At 45.6% G+C, this 22586-nt stretch carries 17 protein-coding genes; 7 read left to right on the top strand and 10 right to left on the bottom strand.

Going from position 1 to position 22586, the window contains the following annotated elements; translation table 11 throughout:
• Nucleotides 1-26: 26 nt before the first annotated feature.
• Nucleotides 27-1118 (bottom strand): beta-carotene 15,15'-monooxygenase, encoded by a 1092-nt coding sequence (locus DLE54_RS06965; protein ID WP_011960743.1) that lies wholly within the window; start codon nt 1116-1118, stop codon nt 27-29.
• Nucleotides 1119-1626: 508 nt separating this feature from the next.
• A complete protein-coding gene (locus tag DLE54_RS06960; protein WP_227534998.1) occupies nt 1627-2421 on the bottom strand; it encodes a DUF305 domain-containing protein in 795 nt (264 codons plus the stop codon).
• 227 nt (nt 2422-2648) lie between these two features.
• Between DLE54_RS06960 and DLE54_RS06955 the strand changes: the two genes are divergently transcribed.
• The gene (locus DLE54_RS06955; RefSeq protein WP_110816697.1) at nt 2649-3188 is read left to right on the top strand and encodes a DUF924 family protein; all 540 of its coding nucleotides are present in this window, start codon (nt 2649-2651) and stop codon (nt 3186-3188) included.
• 24 nt (nt 3189-3212) lie between these two features.
• Here DLE54_RS06955 and DLE54_RS06950 read toward each other — a convergent pair whose 3' ends face one another.
• Entirely contained in the window at nt 3213-3809 is a 597-nt protein-coding gene (locus tag DLE54_RS06950; RefSeq protein ID WP_227534991.1) for a YceI family protein, read from the bottom strand.
• Between the two features lie 484 nt (nt 3810-4293).
• Between DLE54_RS06950 and DLE54_RS12020 the strand changes: the two genes are divergently transcribed.
• The 4 genes from DLE54_RS12020 (at nt 4294) to DLE54_RS06920 (ending at nt 8188) form a co-directional block, all read left to right on the top strand.
• On the top strand, nt 4294-5322 hold the full coding sequence (locus DLE54_RS12020) for an energy transducer TonB (protein WP_162617738.1): 1029 nt from the start codon (nt 4294-4296) through the stop codon (nt 5320-5322).
• A 211-nt stretch (nt 5323-5533) separates the two neighbouring features.
• The gene (locus tag DLE54_RS06930; protein WP_110816694.1) at nt 5534-6193 is read left to right on the top strand and encodes a MotA/TolQ/ExbB proton channel family protein; all 660 of its coding nucleotides are present in this window, start codon (nt 5534-5536) and stop codon (nt 6191-6193) included.
• A 42-nt stretch (nt 6194-6235) separates the two neighbouring features.
• Nucleotides 6236-6637 carry an ExbD/TolR family protein gene (locus DLE54_RS06925; RefSeq protein ID WP_110816693.1) on the top strand — a complete coding sequence of 134 codons (402 nt, stop codon included), beginning with the start codon at nt 6236-6238 and terminating at the stop codon, nt 6635-6637.
• 234 nt (nt 6638-6871) lie between these two features.
• Nucleotides 6872-8188 carry a PepSY-associated TM helix domain-containing protein gene (locus tag DLE54_RS06920; protein WP_110816692.1) on the top strand — a complete coding sequence of 439 codons (1317 nt, stop codon included), beginning with the start codon at nt 6872-6874 and terminating at the stop codon, nt 8186-8188.
• A gap of 8 nt (nt 8189-8196) precedes the next feature.
• Here DLE54_RS06920 and DLE54_RS06915 read toward each other — a convergent pair whose 3' ends face one another.
• From DLE54_RS06915 to DLE54_RS06900, 4 genes are all read right to left on the bottom strand, one after another.
• Nucleotides 8197-9069, bottom strand: a complete 873-nt coding sequence (locus tag DLE54_RS06915) for an ABC transporter ATP-binding protein (protein WP_110816691.1) — start codon at nt 9067-9069, stop codon at nt 8197-8199.
• A 144-nt stretch (nt 9070-9213) separates the two neighbouring features.
• Nucleotides 9214-10191 carry a FecCD family ABC transporter permease gene (locus tag DLE54_RS06910; RefSeq protein WP_197708884.1) on the bottom strand — a complete coding sequence of 326 codons (978 nt, stop codon included), beginning with the start codon at nt 10189-10191 and terminating at the stop codon, nt 9214-9216.
• A gap of 20 nt (nt 10192-10211) precedes the next feature.
• Entirely contained in the window at nt 10212-11018 is an 807-nt protein-coding gene (locus DLE54_RS06905; protein WP_110816690.1) for a heme/hemin ABC transporter substrate-binding protein, read from the bottom strand.
• Nucleotides 11019-11082: 64 nt separating this feature from the next.
• Nucleotides 11083-12267 (bottom strand): ChuX/HutX family heme-like substrate-binding protein, encoded by a 1185-nt coding sequence (locus tag DLE54_RS06900; protein ID WP_110816689.1) that lies wholly within the window; start codon nt 12265-12267, stop codon nt 11083-11085.
• A gap of 279 nt (nt 12268-12546) precedes the next feature.
• Here DLE54_RS06900 and DLE54_RS06895 point away from each other — a divergent pair, with 279 nt between their 5' ends.
• Together DLE54_RS06895 and DLE54_RS06890 are read left to right on the top strand one after the other, a co-directional pair.
• Entirely contained in the window at nt 12547-14670 is a 2124-nt protein-coding gene (locus tag DLE54_RS06895; protein WP_011960731.1) for a TonB-dependent receptor plug domain-containing protein, read from the top strand.
• Nucleotides 14671-14763: 93 nt separating this feature from the next.
• A complete protein-coding gene (locus tag DLE54_RS06890) occupies nt 14764-16887 on the top strand; it encodes a TonB-dependent siderophore receptor (protein WP_227534989.1) in 2124 nt (707 codons plus the stop codon).
• Nucleotides 16888-17012: 125 nt separating this feature from the next.
• On the opposite strand, the gene DLE54_RS06885 is transcribed toward DLE54_RS06890, so the two are convergent.
• The 3 genes from DLE54_RS06885 to DLE54_RS06875 all read right to left on the bottom strand — a co-directional run bounded on the left by DLE54_RS06885 (nt 17013) and on the right by DLE54_RS06875 (nt 22469).
• The gene (locus DLE54_RS06885) at nt 17013-18170 is read right to left on the bottom strand and encodes an SIP domain-containing protein (RefSeq protein WP_110816688.1); all 1158 of its coding nucleotides are present in this window, start codon (nt 18168-18170) and stop codon (nt 17013-17015) included.
• Between the two features lie 148 nt (nt 18171-18318).
• Nucleotides 18319-19992: a multidrug ABC transporter permease/ATP-binding protein gene (locus tag DLE54_RS06880; RefSeq protein WP_110816687.1), complete on the bottom strand. Its 1674-nt coding sequence runs from the start codon at nt 19990-19992 to the stop codon at nt 18319-18321.
• A 209-nt stretch (nt 19993-20201) separates the two neighbouring features.
• Nucleotides 20202-22469, bottom strand: coding sequence for a TonB-dependent receptor (locus tag DLE54_RS06875; RefSeq protein ID WP_110816686.1), 2268 nt, complete (start codon nt 22467-22469; stop codon nt 20202-20204).
• Nucleotides 22470-22586: the final 117 nt, after the last annotated feature.

The following is a 22586-nucleotide window of genomic DNA, read 5'->3' as shown; positions in this document are numbered from 1 at the left end:
TAGCGCTGGCTGTTTTTAATCACTTATTATAGCTTGGCATCATCTTTTAAGAAGACTTGACCGGTGAAGGTTTTGTATAGCGCACATACCATAATCACCATGCCCAGTAAGCCTAAGGCTGGATATAGCACGTTGATTAAAGTGCTAAAAGGGAATAGGGAAGCCAGTAGCGACAGAGCCACTAAACTTACGGTCAAGGTGCGAAACTGAGTGGGGTTTTTATGAGAGTCATAAAAACGGATTACGCAGCCGTATAAGTTGGTAACCGCTGTGGTAAAGATAGCAATGACCAAAACCACACTAAACAAGATACCAATTAGAGGGCTGATATTGGTGGCAATTTGTAAAAAAGGAATCTGATATTCAATCACATTGCTCAAGTCTGACAGCAAGGCGACGGTGATGAATAACAAACATAGCCCTAGTGAAAACCCGCCTAATATACCAGCGCTGCGTAGGGTTTTTAGATTGGATTCTTTACCGCCCATCGCCGTTAAAGTAGATGTGGCCAAGCTGACGTTATAGGACACATAGACGATGGCCGAGGTCCACCAGACTGGGGTTGCCAAAGTAGGGGTCAGGCTTTTTAGGCTCTCATCAACCGTACCTAGCTGGTCATAGTGAGTGCTTAGGGTCATGATTGAGATGGCTATCACACTAAAGATAATAATGGGCGAGACGATACCGAGTGCGCGCACCGAAGAGGAGAAGCCGAATATTACGGTAGCTAAAGTCATGGCTGCGATAATCAGCTTACCGGTCGTCACAGACAATCCCCAATATTCATGAATGGCCGCCCCGCCGCCTGAGAACATAATGCTGACGCAGCCGAACATAAAAAACAGCAGTACATAGTCCCCTAAAAAGCCAAGCTTATTACCACATAAGTAGTTCAATACATCGCGATGACTGCAGGTCTGCAATCGGTTACCCAGCTCCATAAATACTGAGCCGTACCAAATAAATAACAACGTGGTAATAATGGCACCAATGATACCCACTAAGCCATAACCGGCAAAAAACTGCATCACTTCTTGACCACTGGCATAGCCTGCGCCAATGACTGCCCCGACGTAAACCCCTGCGTAGCTAATGGCCCTGATTACTGAACTACTCATAATATTGATATCCCTATTTGAGCGCCTGCCGCCTTTAAGCAGCTGGCGCATAACCTTTATTAAGTAGGTTGCTGATGAAAAGACAGTTGCTTTGATAGTTTGATAGGCAACAAATTTTGAGAGGTATCTTAACAATAAGTTATAAGAATACAAGGGGGCAGGCGTGAACGAATTTGTATAAACAAACTTTTTTATGAGTCAAACAATCACTTTTTAATCAATAGTTTATTAAGAAAAAATGAATGTGATATTTTTATATGTGGTTTTAAAGTGGCGGTGTGGTTGATAAGACTTAGGAATGATAAAAGTAGGGTTTAGTTTTTGTTAAATAGAGGGTTTAATATTATAAGATATTGATTTTAGATTAATTTGATAGAAATTTAATTAAAAAATAAAGCAAAAAACACAAAAAGAGTTCAAGGCGATAATCCTCAAACTCTTTTTAAATGTTTCAAACGCGGTTTAAGCTCGCAAGGCGGTTTGTAATTTTAGCCATAAAAAACGGCGCTTAAGCAGACTTACTTACCCATTTTTGCATCAGATCAATTTCGGCTTGCTGGGCGCTGATAATGTCTTCAGCCAATTTGCGCATGGCCTCATCTTTACCGTATTTTAGCTGAGTTTTAGCCATCGCTATCGCACCTTTATGATGTGCAAGCATACCTTTGGCAAATGCCATGTCGGCATCTGCCTCAAGTAAGCCTTGCATCATCTCATCATGCACGGCATCCATACCACTGCTATAGGCTTGCTGCATCTCTTGATTATAGTCTTGTTCTGTGCTGTCAGGATGGGCGTTAAGCCACGCTTTTATTTGATCAATTTCGGCTTGTTGGGCGCTCATAACGTCTTGAGCTAATTTACGCATGGTGTCGTCTTTGCCATACTTTAACTGAATCTCTGCCATATCTAGGGCGCCTTCATGATGAGCAAGCATGCCTTTGGCAAAAGTGACATCAGCATCATGGCTTTGTAATGCTTCCATCATATCTTCATGCATGTCATCCATCTTGTCCATGTACTCCTTACCAAACTCAGTAGTGGCGGCAGTACTCATATCATGGCCTTCATGGCTATCTTGCATCTGTAGCTCATGCTCATCACTGTCATGATCAGCATCTGTATGCCCCATTTTTTCATGGTCAGTCATTTCCGTACTTTGAGCGTCATTAGAGTCGGTGTTTTCCTGATTTTTCGGCTGACAAGCCGCCAAGGCCAAAACAGAGGTACACAGGGCAGCTAAAGTCAGTTGCTTGGTTTTTAGCGTTTTTTTATTGAATGGGTGTGTTTTGATCGTCATCATCTTTCCTCTTATAATTTCAGTGTACGTATGTACCGACATAGTATATCAAGCTTAAGATTTTACACTGTTGTGATTCATTTGCATGATGTAAGTATGTACACACGCATAAATGTTGTTGTGAGTTTAAAAGTGCTTGGTAAGTGGTACAGTCTGGTTGTTAATTTGAGCGGATTTGGGTAAGGTGGTCAACTGTTAAGCCAACGCAATAAAAGACACCAAGGTGAACTATGTATCAACAGATTATCGAATTTTGTTTTCATGAGGCGGGACTGCAGAAGTTTTTTGAAAAAAGTGACGCTTTTGATGCCGTGTTAGCCGAGCGTTTTAGCGGTACGTTAATTCAGGCAGCAGCTGGCGAGTTATTTGCATGGCGGGCGCATCCTGAGGGACGTCTGGCTGAGATTATCGTACTTGATCAATTCTCCCGCAACATCTACCGCGACACGCCGCAAGCCTTTGCTCAAGACCCCATGGCTTTGGCATTGGCTCAAGAAGCTGTGGCGGCTGGCGTGTTGCAACAGCTACACAGTGTAGAGGCGCGTCACTTATTATTAATGCCTTATATGCACAGTGAGTCGAAGCTTATCCATACGCACGCAGATAGATTGTTTAAACAGCACACAGACGAGGGTGTCTACGGTTTTGAGGTGCGGCACAAAGTCATTATTGATAGATTTGGCCGGTATCCGCATCGTAATAAGATCTTGGGGCGCCCCTCGACCCAAGAGGAGCTTGAGTTTTTGACACAACCGGGCTCTTCATTCTAGGGGAGAGGTGCTTTAAGGAGGCGCTTATTTGGCAGGCATCAGCTCACCGGTAATGACAATAGGAATAGTGGTGCCAAAGATGCCTGGAAAGGCAGTCACCCCATAGTCATGGCGGTTAATGGTGGCAGTGGCCTTAAATTTTAAGGCGCTAGGTTGGCTCTTAGAAAGCGTATAAACATCTGTTAAGTTCACTTTAACGGTCATCGGCTTGGTCTGGCCTAGCGCATTGAAGCTGCCATTGACGTAACCCTCTCTAGGATTGTTAAGCTTTACACTTGAAGAGGTGAACTTTAAGGTGGGGTATTGCTTGGTATTGAGCAGCTCTTTTCTGCGGATAAAATAATCTCTCGGCTTTAAGTCAGTATCCACACTATCAGTATACACTGTAAAGCGTATGACGGTATTTTGTGGTCGGCTCTCATCATAATTAATCACGCCCTCTATCTTATGAAAAGTGCCTTCAATGATAGACTTTTTTAAATAAGGTACTGAGAAACCCACTTTGGTCTTTTGCGGGTTAATTTGCCACTTTTGTGGCGTCGCAGCGGTAGCCAGCAGCGGCAAACTTAAAAGCGCACAAGCAGTAACAACGCTCAGAACAGGGGTGGTGGTGATAGGCATAATAAAATCCATTCGGTCAGAAAAATCTTAGCTGTTAGCACAGATAACTTGTTGAGCTAAGCAGTCAAAATCAGACATTATACCACGCGGCTTTATTGAGAATAACTTCAAAATTGCAAATATTGTTCGGCGTTAATATGCTATGTTATAATATAACAATACTATGTGTTCATATGGTGCTATCAGTCTAATATTTTACAAAACTGAATGCAAATAGTAATAATTCTTATTTACATTGAAGCGGCTTTGTTATACCATTCTTTTTTGAAATAGCATAGCAACCTACGCAGCATAAGTTTCTGCTTTATAACAATAAAAATAAGCAAACTTATCAAGGTGGCGGTGGTATGTAACATTTTATATAGGATATGACACCCTATAAACAAAGTACAAAACACAATGAAACGTAGCAGCGAAAAAGTTTGTCCATTTTCATTGTCCCATTAGGCACTTGGCATCCACTAATAAATTTCACTTTACTTCTATGAATAATAAAACCAGCTCTAGCCCAGTTAAAGTTAATACTGCCACGATTATTGCTGTGTTGGCGCTGCATATGGGGGTGGCTGCAGCATTAGTGGCATTAGATATGCCAAAACCCATGCCAAAAAAGCCAGAGATTGAAAAGCCGATTGAAATTGAGTTATTAACCTTAGCTGAGCAGCCAGAGCCAGAGGTAGTGGAGGTTGCACCGCAGCCAGTCGTCACCCCGCCACCGCAGCAGCCTGTCTCAAAATCTGAGCCACCAAAGCCTGCCCCGGTAAAAAAAGTTGAGCCCAAACCTGAGCCAGCCAAAGTTACCAAGCCCGAACCAAAGCCTGAGCCAAAACCTGTCGAAAAGATTAAAACGCAGCCTGAGCCAAAACCTGAGCCAAAAATAGAAAAGACCCCCATCGTTAAGCCTGATCCTAAGCCAGTCCTTGATAACACTGAGCAGCAACGTATTATTGACAAGGCCGCTACTGAAAGAGCTGCCGCTGAAAGAGCTGCCGCTGAAAAGGCCGCTACTGAAAGGGCTGCCGCTGAAAGGGCTGCCGCTGAAAAGGCTGCTGCTGAAAAGGCTGCTGCTGAAAGAGCTGCTGCTGAAAGAGCTGCTGCTGAAAAGGCTGCTGCTGAAAAGGCTGCTGCTGAAAAGGCTGCTGCTGAAAGAGCTGCTGCTGAAAGAGCTGCTGCTGAAAAGGCTGCTGCTGAAAAGGCGGCTGCCGCTGCCAGTAATACTCCGCAGAACTTCTCTGCCAATCAGGCCAGCTGGAGAAGCAAACCAAACTTTTCTATTCCGCCTGCGGTAGTTAGAAGGCTAAATCCAGGAGACAGACTGCGGGTTATGGTCAGATTAACGGTAGATAAGAGCGGCACGGTAACAAGCGCCACCTTAGCCAAGTCTTCAGGCAACACCGCGCTAGATAATTACACCGTCAATACCGCAAAAAAAGGTAAATTTAATCCTTTCACTAAAGGCGGTCAGCCTGTGGTCGGGGTGGTGACACTGCCCATAGATTATCAGGTTAACTAGTCCGGATTTGTGTCCTTAGGGGTACATTCTTAGGGGGACACATTATGGCTATGGCTGTTAGAGCCAATAGTTGACATGAGATTTACCCACTAAAGGCGTTAGAAAGATTGCTATCTTAGTAGGCGGTTTTAAATTAAATAATTTTAGATTTAGTTCTAGATTCAATGAATTGATTGAAAGTTAATTTCTTCCCATTTTGTAAGGACTCCCCATGGATTTTGCAGCATATTGGCAATATACCGACATTGTTACTAAGTTTTTGTTCTTTAGCTTGCTAGGCTTATCAATAGCCTCGTGGATTGCAGGCATTTTGCGCCTTTACCAAAGTAGCCAGCTGAAAAGCACAGTGGCCACAGATTTGACGCAAGCGGTCAGTGCAGAGTCAAAAAACTTGTCAGCACTTGGTAGCTCAGAGCGCAAAACTGTGGTTGAGCAGGTGTTGATGAAAGAGATTGGCCGCTATCGTTATTCGGGGGAAAAGGGTCTGGCCATACTGGGTACCACAGCCGCCATTGCTCCTTTTATTGGGTTGTTCGGGACGGTTTGGGGTATCTTCCATGCTTTACATAGCATTGGTGAGTCAGGTCAAGCCGGTCTTAGTCAAGTGGCAGGTCCTGTAGGTGAGGCGCTCATCATGACAGGTCTGGGTCTGGCTGTGGCCATTCCTGCAGTTATTTTTTATAACATCGCCATTCGTATTAATCGCCACACCTTATTTATTGCCAATGACACCGCTTATGGTCTACTCGGTGACACAGCTAAGCCTATGAATAGCGGCGCCGCTGCTCAGGTAGCGCTAAAGACACAGGCTCAAAGCAGTAAAGATGGCGATTATGCCTCGTTAAATACATCCACTGCCAACACTCACTAGACACGAGCAGTAATCGGTAGGCCAACCAGATAGGAGCGTTATATGGCTTTTCAGTTAGGTGATGACGATATGCAATCTATGAATGAGATTAACCTCATTCCTTTGATTGATATCATGTTGGTATTAATGATTATTTTCTTAGTAACGGCCACCGTTCTAAACCCTACGGTGCCTTTAGACTTGCCAAAGACCAGTGCTAGTGTGCAGCAAACTCCACCAAAAGTGGTGCAAATTAGCATCGATAAAGATGCGGGTGTGTACTGGGACGATCAGCCCATAACTTTGACCCAGCTAGAGAGCCGCTTGGCAAGCGAATCACAACAACAGCCGCAGCCCTCTATCCGCTTAAGCGCCGATAAAGATGCGCGCTATGAGACTGTGGCACAAGTATTGGCTCTGGCAAGTCAAGCTCAAATGGATAAGATCGCTTTTGTCAGTGAATAGTCTCAAGATATAAGAGGTTTAAATAGCGGGTTATCGCTATACAGTAGTGACCCGCAGTAAATAGCAACTTTTGTGTTATCTGACCCTAGTAGGCTTCGGCTTAGTAGGGTTATTTTATGCCTAATTTTTGGCAGTAGGTACTAAAAAACTAACCTTTAAGCGTGTTCAGACAATGACTTTATAGCGCCCATGCACCGGTCTTGGGCATTCATACACCACGGAATCAGATTATTTATGGCAATAAAAATACGTCAAGCTTGTCTTTGGGTTCATCGTTATAGTGGGCTTGTGATGGCCGCTTTCTTATTTATGGCAGGCATTACCGGCGCGTTGCTGGCTTTTCATCAAGAGCTTGATGATGTATTTAATCACAAATTAGCTTATGTGGACGTTGAGCCGCGTCCGCAGCTGCCCATAGCGACTTTGCATGATAAAGTGATTGAGGCTTATCCTGAATATAAGTTCTCTAGTATGCCGGTGATGCTTGAGCCTAATAAGTCAGCAGTGTTCGTGGTAGATAGAGCACGGGGCAAACGCCAGAAAAACAAAAATACGGCGCCCTTTCAAGAGGTCTACGTCAATCCGTATACTGCAGAAATCATCGGCAGTCGTGACAAGGAAGCTTGGGCGTTCAATAACACCATGTGGAAGGTATTTTGGTTACATCGTGAGCTTTTAATGGGCAAGGTGGGCAACTTAATTTTGGGCATAGTGGCATTGCTGTGGACCATTAACTGCTTTATTGGTATTTACTTGACCTTGCCTCGCGCGACTCAATCTAAAGCGAAAGCGAAAGCCAATCTTAGTAAGAGCGCCGTGCGTAGTCATAACAGAGCCTCTTGGTTTAAGCGCTGGTTGCCTGCTTGGAAAATCCGCCGAAAATCTAACTTTTTTAAGTTTAATTATGATGTGCACCAAGCCTTTGGGTTGTGGCTTTGTGTGATGCTGTTCGTCATTGCTTGGTCGAGCGTTGGCTTTAACTTAAGATCCGTCTATCAGCCCGTTATGCAGGCAGTGGTAGGTTTACAGCCTTTTGAAAAAGGGGGGAGACATAAGCCTGATACAAAGTCTGATACAAAGCCTGATAACCAGGCAGTATCTAAAGCTCATGATGTGACGCTTAAAATCACCAAAGCTCAAAGTATCGAGTATCTATCTGCTCAAGCACAGAAGGTCAGTTTAGAGCACGGCTTAAAAGTTGAGAAAATATTGGGTCTGCGCTGGGTAGATGAGGATAAACAGTGGCAGATGCGCTTTAAGACCAATAAAGATATCGGTAATAAAGGCGGGGTGTCTTCATTAAATATAGATGCGGTGACAGGACAGATGGTCAAAATTAACTTAGGTCACCAAAGCCCTACGGGTAATAAAATAAATGAATGGCTCAACAGTCTGCATATGGGCCATATCGGAGGCGACGTGGTACATAGGATTTATCAAGTGTTTTTGGCGCTGATAGGTATAGCGGTATCTGCATTATCGTTTACTGGGGTTTATCTGTGGTGGCGCGGCAACAGAGCGCGCAAAACCAAAGCCATGCGCGGTATGTAACCGATCAGTTAGGAGACAAACAGTCGGCCGTTTGGGGTGTCGTAAGTTTCAATTGGCGTCTGATACACCCCGCTTAGACGCTCTTGCGTCATAACGTGCTCAGGTGAGCCATGAGCCACGACGGCACCTTTATCCATTAATACCACATGATCACTATAACGGTAAGCTAGGGTTAAGTCGTGTAGCACCACAAGCAATGTCTTGTGTGCGATGCTTACGAGCTCTTTAAGATATTGTAATAAGAAGCGTTGATGACGAATGTCTAAATGATTGGTCGGCTCATCGAGCAGCAATATTTGGGTGTCTTGCATTAAAGCGCGTACCACCGCCAAGCGCTGTTTTTCACCACCGGATAAGCCGGACACGCGTCTGTCTTGCAAATGTATGAGCTCAAACTGATGTAGCAGCTCACGAGCCTTTGTGGTTTGTGCCACGTTTGGGGTTTGATACCACGCAAGCTGCGGGGAGACCCCAAGTAAAGCATACTGCAAAACATTTAAGGGCAGTTCAAACTGTTCATGCTGTCCCACCCACGCAATCTTACCTTGACTAATAAGCGAGTGCGGTGTGTTGCGATGGGGGCTGCCATCAGTGTTAGCCATCACGTAATTGATAGTACCTGTGGTCTTGAGTCTGGTGTGCCCAGTACAATTTAATAAGCTATGTAGCAACGTGCTTTTACCGGCGCCATTGGGACCAATAAATGTGGTCAGCTGTTTCGCGTATAGCTGTAGATGCGGTACATCCAGCAGCTTTTTTTGACCGGCACATACTTGTAAGTTATGGATATGACATAGCTCAGTGGCTTGTAAGCTTTTGGGAGTTAAAGGTGAGGACATTGCGGAGCGCTCTAAGCAAGAAGTGGCCAAGTCTGCGGTCATAACATACCTATTATTAAAGAAGATAATGGGTTAAAAGTAGGGGGCTTCAGAGAAAAGAGTGCATAATAACTAAGCACAAAAAAACCAGCTGCCCGCCATAAAAAAGACTAGAGCAGCGCTAGCCAGTACAAAAAAATCACTTGGTCAGTTACGGGTGCTGCGAATAAATAACCAAATAAAAAATGGGCCGCCGATTAAGGCCAAAACGATGCCAATGGGCACATCCACGGGGTAGGCCACATGGCGCGCCAGACTGTCTATGACCAATAAAAACAAGGCCCCAAACCAGCCGGACCAAAACATAATGCGCATTCGACCACCGCCAAACAATAGGCTGAGTAAATTGGGAATCATCATTCCAATAAATCCAATCACCCCAGACATAGATACCGCTGCCCCAGTCAGTAGGGCGCACGCAATGATGACCAGTGCCCGAACCTGACCGACTTTTATACCCAAAGACAGCGCGGTGGTTTCCCCCAGCATTAGTCCATCCAATTGCCGTCCGAATGGTAAAATAATGGCCAATCCCAAAGCAATGCTTATCAAGGCATAGCGCAGTGGTACAAAGCCTGCCTCAGCCATACTACCTGCCAGCCAATTGGTGGCACTGCGCAGCACCATGTCATTGGACAAAAACAAAATTAAACTCACCAAAGCGCCACAAAAGGCGCTGATCACAAAGCCTAAGATAAGCAGCCCCATCTGACCACCACCCAAAAATCGGTGACAACCCAGCACCAACAGACATACCACCAAGCTGCCTATGAAGGCGGCCAGTGGCACCCCAATGCCAGAGATGCCCAGAGCCAGTATCAATACCACCCCTAAGGCTGCGCCACCAGAGGTACCAATTAAGCTCGGATCGGCCAATGGATTTTCGAATAAAGCTTGTAGTGCAGCGCCACTCACTGACAGGGCTAAGCCCACCAATAAGGCGGTGACTACCCGAGGATAGCGCAGCTGCCATAAGGTGGCATCAAGTTGTGAGGGGCTAGACCATTGACCAAATCCCACGCCCAAGCTCAACCAAATCAATAGGGCAGATACCAAGACAGCACCGCCATAGCTGATTACGGTTGTAGACAAGAATCGCTTATGTGGGTGTACAAAATTGGACATAATAGATCTCAGTCAAGTTGCTAATTGGCCAGCTTATGTAGCTTATCGACTACTTGAGGTGAGGCGAGTCCGTAGCGTAAGAACTCATCGGCATCCCAAAAGTAGATGTGGTTGTTTTTGGCCGCGGGGCTATTGGCCACCTCTGGGCGCTGCCGGAAGCTGGCAATGGAGCCAATGACCGGTTTGTTGTGGTCAGCAATGATAATCACATCAGGCTTAGCTGCCATCCAGCCTTCGCGTGATAAGGGTTTAAGTCCTGAGACATTGGCAGCATTTATCCCACCTGCACGTTTGATCAGCTCATCACCCACAGTACCTGCACCAGCCACAATACGTCCATCATAGCTTAGCAAGTAGCGGGTTTTGGTCGCAGGTTTTGGTGCCATTTTTTGGCTCCAATTGGTCGCCAAACGGTTGGCTTGTGTGCTGCGCTCCAAGTAGCTGCCAATTTGTCTAATACTGTTGGTGTAGCTGGTGATATCTTCTTTTGGTGCCACATTGACCGCTTTGACGTTTAAGCGGTTAAGACGCTGATAAATGCTGGTTGGCTGAGCCATATAACTGCCCAATACCAAGTCAGGCTTGAGCGCCATTATTGGCTCAGCTGTGATGTTGCGGTGGTTGCCGACACTGGCTGCTTTGGCCAAGCGCGGGCTGGTATTAAATTGGTCTTTACCCACTACCTTATTGGCACTGCCCAAAGCGACCACAATATCGGCCACATCAGGGGTAAGCACCACAACGCGCTCGTAAGCCTGTGCCGAAAGACAGGTTAGGGGCAATAATGTGCCAAAAGCTAGGGTATTAAAAAAAAGCTTAGGTCGCATAAAAACATCCTATATAAAGGCCTAGCACAGTGTGGCGCTAGGCTATGACTGCTGATATAAAAGGCTATTTGGTAAGCTCAGTGGCGGGTGACTCGATAAGTAGATGCTGCTCAACTAAAGAGGCAGTAAGCTTGCGCCAATAGTCTTTTTCAGGTTCACCCTCTTGACGTTGACCGAAGAAGGTCACGATGGTATTGCCGTAGGCGTCGAAGCCTTCAATGCAGGTGACTGTACCGTCCTTGGTCGGTCTTTTTACGCACCATACTTGTGCCAGCGCCTCATCGTTAAGATGTAAGGTAAAGTCAGTGTGCTTTTTATCTAAGATGTTAATCCAGCTGCCCATGCGTTTTACTTGATGTACCACACCAGTTTGGATTTGGACCACGCCGCTGTTACCCACAAAGGTCATGATGGGCTCAGCTTGCTGCTGTGCTAGGGTGAGCAGGCTCTCTATCGCCTTTGGGTCAAGCTGATAGGTGGTGTTCTCAGGTGCTTGTAGGTAGCTACTGGCACGGTCGATACCGAGTTTTTTTAACAAGATATAAAACTGATGGATGTCGGTTAATCCCAGCCATTTTTGCTGCAATTTGGCTTTATCGTCATCATTTAAGGCGTGGTACTGCCAAGGCTCATTAACCGCTGCAGGCTTCAAGTTAACAATCACATTTTGAGGATTGGCTTCAGCTTGAGCGGTATGCTGTGCGATCAGCTCAAACCACTGCGTGATGGCAGCAGGACTGTAATCTCGCAAGAATACTTTGGCAATGGCCGCACCGCTCTCATCAAAAAACTGGATGCTCAAGGAGCCAGGAGAGTTCTCATCCGCCTTCGAATCATCTGTAAAGGCAAGCATGTGCTGCCACTTATGGACAAAAAATCTTAAGTCCAGCCCGCCCACATCAATAGCAAGCCCTGTGTGGCCACTGAGCTTTAGGTTCTTTAGTTGTCCGGTTTTTTCGTGTACCGCAAGCTCATTTCTTACAATACTCTCAAGCTTTTCAAATCCGGTCAGTGCCTGTAGTACGTCAGTGCACTGGGTGCCCATATATTGGCTATAAGGCGAGGCCAATAACAGCTCAAGCTCACTGACCTTTAACTCTTTTGCCGCTTCTAAAGGGAACCACAGCTTGCGTTGGGCCTTTTGATCTACATAGCGATTCCATAGGGCTGTGTCTTTTTGTACTGAGGTATTGTTAGCAAGTTGGCTATCAAAGGGGGCGGGGGTGTCTGCGCTGGCTAGGGTGCTCATAGTGATCCTTATTGGGTTAGCAGATAAATAACATATTAATGAGCCATAAAAATGGCAAATGGCTATTGATTCAAAACAGTTTTTTGTATAACGGCAACATGACCGTAAGGCCAGTTGTTTTAGGGTGAAGAGTATAACCGTCAATTATTAATATGTAAATGATAATTATTATCAATAGGTATTGATTATCATTTACGATTAATATACAGTACGCTACAAATACAGACAAGAGTGAAAGCTGTTTTTCTTTTTGACACAAACTAACTGATAAGGTTTGCTATGACCCAAACGTTTTACGCCACTCACCCCCTAAAGCAAGCTATTTTATTAGCCTTAACGGGTTTATGCGCTGGATATGCCATTAGTGCTCAAGCACAAAATCATACAATCAATGATACCCAAGCAATTAATGACAACACGGACACTCAAAATGCTGCGCTGCAGCATACAAAGTTTGATCCTATTGTTGTGACTGCCACGCGAAGCAATAAGTATTTAAGTGAGACGCCGATACCAGTACAGGTGCTGGATAAAAATAAATTAAAACAAAACCATGCCCAGACCTTAAAGCAAGCACTAGAGCTGCTGCCCAATGTGTATTTGGCCCAGCTGCGCGGCAAAACTGGCTATGAGGTCAGAATGCAGGGCTTATCAGGCGATCAAGTACTGGTACTTATCGATGGTCTGCCAGTATCGGCCAGCACCAGCTCAAGCTTCAATATCGCTCAATACCTCAATACTCAAGTAGAGCAAATTGAGGTCATTCAAGGGGCTGCTTCTGCACAATATGGTAGCTCAGCGATGGGTGGTGTCATCAATATCATTACTAAGCCCATCAGTGACACCCATGCCTCTATTACCGCAGAGCTTGGTACCAATACCTCACAAAACCCTTCAGACAAAAAATTTGATAACAACTATAGCTTCGTAGAGGGCAGTGTCGAGGGTGCTTTATCAGATGACAAGCGTCTAAAAGCGCGCTTATCGGGGGCTTATCGTGATGATAAGGGGCTTAGCGTAGATAATGAGGCTTGGCCTCGTCTAAAAGATGCCACCGAACAAAAACAGGTGCAGGCCAAAATCAGCTTTACTCCTGATATCAATGAAGTGGATACAGCCAACCCCAATAGCCGATACTGGCTAGAGGCGGGATATTATGAAGAAGAGGACAGCAGTCGCTTCAATTATGTTGCCCGTAATGGCGCGGTACAGGCGCAGCAGCGAGATGAGGATATTAAGCGAAAAAGAGTCAGTGCCGGCGGTGAGACTAAGATTTTTGCAGGCAATGCAGAGGGGTACAAGCTATCAGGCTCAGCACTGTATGAGAACTATGACAGTCAGTCGCACAATACGGCCAGTGGCAAAGTCAGTGATGTGCGTGACTTTGATTTAACGACCAACTTAGCACAGCTACAGCTAGATTTTCCGCTTATTTATAGTGGAGAGAACCAGTGGCATGCGCCGCAATTGGGTTTGAAGTATCAAAAAGATAAGCTCGATCAAAAAATAGATGGCGTGTCAGAGTTTATCACCGATAAAGTCGATCGTGATGTACTTGAGGCTTATGTTCAAGATGATTGGGCATTAAGTGACAATACTGAGCTGGTGGCGGGCGTGCGCTATCAAGATGACAGTGACTTTGGCAGTCATTTTGCGCCAAAACTTGCCTTAAAACACGACTATTATGATGCCAATAATCGCAAGCATGTGTTTCGTGCTAGTGTCGGTCAAGGCTACCGAGTACCCAATTTAAAAGAGCGATACTATCTATTTGACCACAGCAGGTATGGCTATAAAGTCATGGGCAGCCCTGATTTGAAGCCTGAAGAGTCGATAAGTTATCAGCTGGGCTATCAGACTCAGCTAAACGATAAAGTCGGCGTGAGTGTTAACGGCTTTTATAACGATGTCAAAAACCTGATCCAAACCGATAATAACCATCCGGTAATGGACGGTGGCATAAAGGTATTTAGCTATGACAACGTCGATAAGGCCGAGACCTATGGCGGAGATATAGGGGTCGATTGGCAGCTAAATGATAAAGCGATGCTCAATTTGGGTTATGGCTATTTGCACACCAAAAACAAAACCACAGGTGGCGACCTTACCTATAGTCCTGAGCATAAGGTAACCGCCAATGTACAGTATCAAGTGACCGATAAACTGCAATTTATACAACAAGTACGGTATGAGTCCAAACAGTTAACCGATACCGCTGCCAGTAGCTATTCACCTCACTGGTGGGGGCTTGATAGCCGTTTTAACTATACAGCCAGTCCGAATTTAGATCTATATATGGCAATCAACAACTTACTTGATGAGCAGCGCAGTGCCAGTGATGCCAACGATCAACGGCCTATTGATAACCGTCAGTGGTTAGTGGGTGCCAGTTATCACTGGTAGTAGAGTCGCTGCGCACCCGCGGCTTACGGCTTTATCATTTATATACTACACTGAGATTGTATGAGATTAACATTCAATAAAAAGCGCTTAACAATGAGCGTACAGCTACTGTTGATGGCTGGCATCAGTCACTATGCGCAGGCGGCGGCAGTTGAAGCGGTCGCCAGCTCGACAGAACACGCTACTGATTCACAGCCCACCGCGACATTTGACGCCATCAGCGTGTATGCAAATAGCTATCGCACCACGGGTACCAAAACCAATCTGAATCCGCAAGATTCGCCGATGAGTTATGAGCGTATTGACCAACAAGTCTTACAAAGTCGTCAGGCCGATAGCGTCAATGCCGCGTTGCGTTATGATCCCAGCATCACCAGTGAAAGCCGAGGCACCACCACGTTATTTGATGAATACAATATTCGTGGTTTTAAAACCTATTCTAACTTTTATGATGGCATGCGATTGGCTTATGATGGCTTTTGGAACCTGACGCCTCAGGTAGATGTCTATGCAACTGAAGCGGTAGAAGTCGTCAAAGGGCCTGCTTCTTCATTGTATGGGTATGCTTCACCAGGGGGCTTAGTCAATCAAATTGCAAAAACGCCCAGTAGCCAAGAGGCACATGAACTAAAAGTTAGAGTCGGCAATCAAGACCTAAAAGAGGTGGCCACAGACCATACAGGCGCTGTTACAGATACCTTAAATTACCGGCTGGTAGCTTTGGCCAGAAAAAAAGAGGGTCAAATGCAGACCACTAAAGAGGAGAGGATTATGATAAATCCCTCTTTGCAGTGGCAGCCCAATGATAAGGTAAGTGTGATTGCCAATATGTTTTATCAAGATGACCCCCACATGCTACCTTCAACGCCGCTGCACTCAGTAGGCACGTTGTATAATTCTAGCTATGGCAAGCTTGATAGTGATGCGTATGCAGGAGATGTATGGGCTAATTATCGTAAAAAAGTATGGATGCCAAGTCTGACCACCAACTGGGATATCAAGGACAACCTGCAATTTAAGAATGTGATTCGTTATACCGATGCGAAGGGTAAGCAGCGTAATATCTACAATCGGGGGCTGGTAGAGGATACCGATAACCTGCTGATCCGCGCCGCTTATACCACAGATGAGGAGATGACCAATTTTACCACCGACAATCAGTTGGCCTATCAGTTCAATAGCGGTGATGTAAGCCATAATCTACTATTGGGGGCAGAGTACCAAACCACCGATAGTAAGGCTCTGTATAAAGATGCAGGTGCTGCAGGAACACCGCTACTTGATATGAGTCATCCAGACTATCATCTTGTCAATCCCGAGACACTGCCTTTAGATAACTATATTGAAACGGCTGATATCAAGCAAAAGCAGCTGGGTCTTTATTTACAAGATGAGATACAGTGGAAGGATTTGACTGTGGTGGCAGGCCTGCGCCATGATGACTTTGACAGTAACAATCATAAAGTGGCCGATGGTGTGGCATCAACGGTCAACAATAAAGCCAAAAAAACCAGTGGTCGTCTTTCGGCAATTTATAATTTGGACAATGGTTTTTCTCCTTATTTAAGTTACTCCGAATCTTTTGAGCCTGTGGTGGGCAGCAACTTCATTACAGGAGAGGCCTTTGAGCCTACTACCGCGGATCAAATTGAAATAGGTGTTAAATATTTATCTGCCGATTCGAAGACCAAAGCCACCTTGGCCGCCTATGACATTACCAAAAACAATGTGGTAGTCAGCGACTACGTTAATTATCGCAATCAGACCCAAACTGGTGAAATTACATCCAAAGGTTTTGAGGTATCTGGCAGCCGCAAGGTTAATGACTGGATGGATTTATCAGTAGGGTATGGCTTTACCGATGCCGAAATCAGCGAAGATGACATCAATCCTCAATATGTGGGCAATACGCCAGAGCAGGTGGCCAAACATAAAGCCACGTTGTGGTCTACTTTTTATCCTACCGATAAGATAATGCTCAACACCGGCGTACGCTATCAACAAGGCATGCAAGTCGATAGAGAAAACAGTGATGAGTTGCCCAGTGTGACACTGGTGGATATCGGAGGGTCATATCAATTAAATGACAGATGGCGCATAGAGGCAAATATCAGTAACTTATTTGACAAGACCTATGTGGGCAGCTGTTATGATAAGGCAAACTGCTGGATGGGGCCTGAGCGTCAAATGAGCCTAAGTGCTACTGCCAAGTTCTAATACAATCGGTATGGCACCTGATGAGCATCAAAAAAGCTGCGGTTATTCTACATAGCCGCAGCTTTTGTGTTTATCGTCATGAGAAAACAACCTGTATCAAACAGCTGTTATTTGTTTGGTGATTGTTAGTCTTGACGCCAATAGCCTTTGACTATCATAGCTGAGCGATCTAAGTTTAGTGTTGGTTTTAATAAGGCTCTTAATGCCTTGCTAGTAGAGGTCTCTAGGGCACCCCAAACTTTCTGTATATGAATCGGATTGCTCTTTAGATGCTGAGTTAAGGTATGCGCAATCAGCTCAGCTAAAGGCGCGCCTTGAGCCAAATCAGCATTCATTACAGGCAATACAGTCAAGGCATCATCTATTAGCGGATTGGCTTGTCTGTCTTGTAAGTAGGCCTGGTCAGCGGCTTTTTGAGTGATATAAATGATAAGGGGGGCGATAGGGTTCTGCCATAGCTCAAGCAGTCTTGCCACCGTCGGTATCGAGGTCTCATCTGCTATCAATAAGCTTTGCCCTTGCTGTAAATGGGCGATGTTCTCCGGTACTTCTCGCTTGGTTTTGACCGTATCTTTAGGTGTTAATGCAGCTAGCCACTGAGCGCCCAATGTCTCTCCGTGCAAAAACACATCAACCCAAGCTTCCTCATCCCCTGTTGTTGGGTTTGTAGACACCTTGCGCAGGGTGTAGTAACGATGCGTACGCTGGGCGGCGGCGGTATCGCTATTAGAAGCGGTCTGTAATGATAGGTTGTGGCTTAAATCAAATAAATACGCATACCCTGCTTCAGAGGCAGGAAAGCAGCTGTTATCAGAGGCGGCGGCAGGCGCGCTTAGTAGCAAGCGATACATATTATCGGTAACAGCAAAACCTGATTTTACCTGAAACAATTTTTCTGCAAGTATGATGGTCTTTTTTCGAAGCTTTTTATCCGCTTGTTGCTTTAACGTAATGTACTGATACTGTAGCTCATTTAAATGCGTAATGACCTCAGGAAAAGCGATAAAGTAGTGAGTATCGCTTTGGGGGGCATCACTTGCTAAGCTTGGTAGGGCTGAGACTTGAAGGCCAATACCTTGGGCATAAATATCAACTAACCTAACGTCATGTTGCTTAGGGGAGAGGTCGGTCAGCGGCGTGAACGCTTTGATAAATCCAACCAGCTCGCTGAAGTGCTCCTCATTGATATGGTCGATGATACGCTGTTTTTCTTCCCCCTCAAGTGCCGTATATTTTAAATCGTTGGGGGTTAAGTCAGGTTCAGGCATTAAAACAGCAGCCATAAGTCACTCCAATATTTGCTAAACTCACATAAATAATATCTAATGATAATAGTTTTCATTATTATTTGCGAGCAAAATTCAGCTTAATTTTTAGTGCCATTTTTAGTATCAGTACAAGAGCCAGCACCGAGACAAATTTGCCGCTCTTTTACAACATAGAGATGGCATCGCTGCTGGCCTTCTTTCTTTGTTCTGGGTCAAGCTCCACAAGCTTGCCTTGTTTCATAAGTAGTAGGCGGTCGGCATGCTCAAAGTAGCTGTCGTCATGACTGATAATAAATAACGTTTTACCCAAAGCTTTTAGCTCAGGAATTAAGTGTTGATAAAACACTCGGCGAAAGGCTGGGTCTTGATCGGCGGCCCACTCATCGAGTAGCAAAATGTCTTTTTGTTCAGCCACGGTGGTTAGCATGGCCAGACGCTTACGCTGGCCTTGCGACAGCTTATCTGTTGAGAGCTTATCGCCATCGATACTGACTTTGTTTTGTAGTTGCAAGCGGTGCTGCCAGTGCTGTACCAAGTCCATGTCTACGGCGTTGCCGTCTTTGCCAATCAGCTGTTTGAAGATATGCTGATCACTAAAGATGGCTGAAAAAAGCTGGCGATATTGAGCACGGTTGGCCTCGGTGATTAAGCGGCCATCAAGAGTCATCTCGCCACTTGTCGGAGCGAAGATGCCCGTAAGTACTTTGGCCAGTGTGGATTTGCCACTGCCGTTTGAGCCTATCAAAAACACCACATCGCCTTTGTTTAAGGTCAAATTTACCTGCTTTAAAATCAAATCTTGGCTTGAGTACTGATAATTTATATTGCGCAGGGTTAGGGTCTGCCAAGCTTTATTGGCTGTGGGGCTGATAAATTCAGGCTGATATTCAGCCAGTTGTAAAGATTGGATTTTATCGAGCGCCACTTGCGCCGTCTGTAGGGTGGGGTAGGCGCCGACCGCATGCAGAATCGGCGACTGCATAAACAGCAAGGTCAATGCAAAGGTGGTGGCCACCCCAAGCGATAAACCAAGGTAGCTGGCCACAGCGAAGATAACCCCAATGGCTGCAAACATCATGATATTTGACCAATTCACGGCAGATAAATGATAGGTATCGGCCTTGATAATGGTTTTTTTGTAGGCCTTAGCATGGCCAACAAGGTCTTGCGTGTATAACTGCTTGGCGCGCTGCTGGTTGAGCGCCAGCTCCTTGCGCCCTTCAATAACGGACTGATAATCTTGATAAAGCGCGTCATTAATATCGCGAATGTGGGTGAGGTTTTGGTAGACATGTTTTACCAATAAAGTGCTTATCCATATGGTCAAAGCAATCCACAGCATAATAATCAGCAATAAGGGCCAAGACAGACTGCCCAGATATAAAGACACGGCCACTGCCAAAATAATACCCTGTACCAGCTCCGGCATTCTGACAAAGGCTGTGGTTAGGGCTTGGATATCAGTCGATAAGCTGGCCATGAGCCGGGCACTGCCCAAGTTATCTACCTGTGCTACGGGTGTGTCTAGAATTTGCTTAACCAGCTGAGTACGCAACTGATAAACAAACTGATGGCCCAAGCAGGTTAGGGCGTATTGCGACGCAAAAGAGGTCAGCAGTAGCAGCAGTACCATGGCCAAAAATTGAGCGAAGCTTTGCCAAGATAATGCCTCAAAAATCTGACCACTTAAAAAGGTGTGATTGATATAAGCAATAATGCCCACACTGACCGCTGCATTTATAAGATTGAGGATAATGACTTTAACAAAACCCAAGCGATATTGAGTCCAGATAAGCGTATACAGGGAGGAGGTGGGCGGTGGTGAGATAGCAGACATAGTAACTCGATAAGTAACTTGTGGGTAACAGAAGGAGGCATAACGCCTATTTAGGCATGGGCTTTGTGGTAACAACAGCCCTATATAAATCAATACCTATATAATGAATAAAAGGGAGTAGGCGTGACCTAATCCCTTTTATGAAGTGCTCAGTGCGCCGCCTGACACATAAGTCTGGTGCTCATGTGTCTATGGTAGGGCAGCGACCACTAGAAATCAAAAGTCGCTGACACTTTAACTGCGGTAGGCTCGTTAGCGCTAAGATAACCCATTTCACTACCTGCATATTTTCCTACCGACCAGTAATCTTCACCCGTCACATTGCTCACCACACCTTTTAATGTCATATCTTGCTTGCCTAACTTAGTGCGGTAGCGGGCACCTAAGTCTAAGGTGGTGTAGCTATCAACTTTTAGGGTGTTGGCCGCATCGGCATAACGGCTGCCGGTATGAATCACATCACCAGTTAAAGTTAAGCCAGAGATAGAGGCAACATCATATTCTAAATTGAAGTTACTTTGAAGCTTAGGAATACCAATCACGCGTTTACCATCGAATACTTGTGAGCCGGTATCAGTTTGTTTGGCGTCTAAGTAGCTCACCCCCGCGTTAAAGCGCAAGTTCTCAGCTGGGCTACCAAACACAGTAAGCTCAACACCTTGATGGCGGTTTTCACCCGCTTCTACAAAGGTATTGGCATCATTCACGTAAGCACGCGGCTGCGTCGTGTGATAGATCGCAAGGCTACTGCCCACGGTACCGTTGTCATACTTTAAACCAATCTCAGATTGCTTGGACACATAAGGTGATAAGGCTTCACCAGCATTTGTCACTGGTTTATTTGCTGATTCAGCAGGCGCAGTCTCACCTTTACTTAAGCTTTCGATATAGTTGCCATACACCGACCAGTCTTTATTAGGCTGATAGACTAGGCCAACGCTTGGGGTCCATTCACTGTCATCATAATCTGAAGTTTTGACTTGAGTGCTATAGTCATAGCTGCGGGTTTCGATGTTTTGATGGCGCACGCCCAAGGTGGCTTTTAATTTATCATCCATCAAGCTAATGGTGTCTGCTAGCGCCACGCTGGTTAACTGAGTCTCAGAGGCAAGCCTTGGATCACTTAAGTTACCGCCATAGACAGTAGTATCAGTCCAACTATTACCTTTATGAGCGGTCGGACGATACAAGTTGGTGGGCAGTTGATTGCCATAATCAAAGGCATAAGCCCCTTTTTCTTCTTGATCGTATAAGTCGCCAGCTAAAGTCCAGTTGTGCTGAGTGTTGCCAAGTTGTAGTTTGCCACGCAAGCCCAGCTGCGCGCTTTGCACCTTATCTTCACGGGTGTTATCAAAGCGGTAAGTGCTACCAGTGCCGTCGGTATTGGTGACCGTAAGGTTGGCCAAAGAGTTCTCTTCTTCACCTTTTCGGGCGCCATAAGCGGCATAACCAGTTAAGTTATCTTGGAAGTCGTATTCAGCACGGACAGTACCAAATAGGTCTTTTTCGTTAGAGTAGCTCCAAGGCTGGGCCCAGTTTTTGTCGCCTTTTGGTGCTTCAGGAACAGCAGTGACGCCACTTAAGGTTACATTAGGGCGTGTCTCATCAAGCTTATTGTCTTGCCAGCCGAAGTCCGCTGAAATACGGTATTTGTCTGCGCGGTAATCAAGACCAAGAGCTGCCACGCCCAATTTGGCAGATTCATTGTCAACAGCACTGTCACCGTCTTGATAGGCGGCGTTGAAGCGAACCCCTACGGCGTCATCTTGACCAAAACGGTCGCTAACATCGATGCCCACTCGGCCTTGGTCACCGGCACCATAGCCTAAGGTTAACTGGCGCAGTGGCTCATTGCCGGCACGCTTTGGCAGTAAGTTGATACTACCACCAGCATTACCACCACTGGGCGCGGCACCATTAAGCATAGCAGACGCACCGCGCTGTAATTCCACACGCTCGAATAATTCTGTGGCTATGTATTGACGCGGCAAAATACCATACAGGCCATTGAACATAGTGTCATCAGAATTGGTCACAAAGCCGCGCATTAAATAAGCTTCTTGGAAGTTACCAAAGCCTCTTGCCACACGAACAGTCGGATCCTTTTTAAGTAGGTCTCCCACACTGTGCGCTTGTTGATTTTTTATATACTCATTGGTATAAGCGGTGGTCGAAAAAGGGGTGTCCATGATATCTTGGTTGCCCAGTAGCCCAACACGGCTACCGGTGGCCACTTGTCCACCCTCATAGGCGACGGGTAAGCCTTGTGCCGAAGCGTCAGCGCTCGTAGTAACGACAATAGAGTCAAACATAACACTTGGTGGCGTCTCAGTAGCTTCATCAGTTTGCGCTAGGGCCAGTGGACTGCCGCCTAGCAAGAATACAGATGCTGATAGACAGTACAAAGGCTTAAAAGAGCCTGCGGTGTAAGTATGATGAATGTGTAATAATGCTGAGGATAGACGAGACAGTTGCATGAAAGTATCCAGCCTGTTAGTGAAAGTGCTTATTATAATGTGAATGATTTTCATTACAATAAGTTTTACACAGACAAGCTAAAATTTTTTGTCATTAACTAAGCCGTCATTAAAACA

Source organism: Psychrobacter sp. YP14, assembly GCF_003209315.1.
Lineage (GTDB): Bacteria > Pseudomonadota > Gammaproteobacteria > Pseudomonadales > Moraxellaceae > Psychrobacter > Psychrobacter raelei.
Note: the sequence above shows the minus strand (reverse complement) of the source record. Positions and strands in the feature narration are given on the sequence as shown.